This is a genomic window from Lacticaseibacillus sp. 22, assembly GCF_055413445.1.
In genome coordinates this window covers 1-992 of record NZ_JBVAYD010000071.1, presented here as the reverse complement: position 1 = coordinate 992, position 992 = coordinate 1, and the positions used below count along the sequence as shown (strand labels likewise).

General features: G+C 43.5%; 1 protein-coding gene and 1 pseudogene. Both read right to left on the bottom strand.

The features are described from left to right. Nucleotides 1–33: 33 nt before the first annotated feature. Nucleotides 34–357 (bottom strand): hypothetical protein, encoded by a 324-nt coding sequence (locus ACWP87_RS13770; protein WP_005686996.1) that lies wholly within the window; start codon nucleotides 355–357, stop codon nucleotides 34–36. A gap of 9 nt (nucleotides 358–366) precedes the next feature. Next, nucleotides 367–992 (bottom strand): annotated as a pseudogene (locus tag ACWP87_RS13765) (phage tail protein); the annotation flags it as partial.

The following is a 992-nucleotide window of genomic DNA, read 5'->3' as shown; positions in this document are numbered from 1 at the left end:
CCCCAACTGTAAAGTAGTGCACACTGATCATAATTAGTCACTTGATTTCGCCGCCTTCAGCTGTGCTACTTCAAGAGTTAAATTTGCGAGTAGCTTCTGTTCTGCGGTCGGTGTCACTTGATTAGCCGCTTTGTCTAATGCTGCTTGTTTATCGGTATCTATGACAACAGTACCGTCATCAGCCAACTTTGAGGCGCCAATGGCAATCTTTTTCAGCTCTTCAGGAGCGATCATGATGGCTTTCTCATCATCAAACGGCGTTTGCCACTGAGTGCCGTCCCAAAATTCCTGCTGGTAGCCAGTGATATAGCCATCTTCATCAGTGCTAAAAATGGCTTTTACTTTGTCAACTTCCATAGCAACCTCCTAAACTGCGTATACCTCAGTCATAACCGCTTTAGCTGGATATCCTGTTGCGTTTTCATCATTGCCAACAATATTCCTATCGTCATAAAACAAAAGTTTGTAGGTTGTACCAACTTCATTCATTGTGAGGGTTACCCGCAAATAGTTAGCCCCAGTTGTGTTGTATACCAGTGCAGCCTTTGGTATGAGAGTGAAGGCATAGTTGTTATGCGTTGGCACGCCATTTTGAAAATAACTCCAAGCAATGAGCCAGCCGGTTAGTGTTTGAGACAGTGGAACCGACATTGTCGCAACGTCTCCATTCTCGGGCATCATAGCCCCCTGCCAAACCATCTGGTTATTATTTGCTAATTGCAAGACTTTTACAGTGTCTAAAGTGCTTGAGATATAGGTTGCACTGTTTCCCAGTCCACTAGCTAAGTGTGTAAACTCAAGAGTCCCCATTGAGATTCTGCTAACATCCATCTTCGTTGTACCGTCAGTTTGTGTTATATATGACAGTAAGCCATCGGGGTTTAACTCAGTATGATATCTTTGACCATTTGGATTACCCTTAGTATCTTCAATTGTGCCATCAATGGTGTATGAAGTGCCATTCAGAGCCAGCTTGCCAGTTGACAATATGT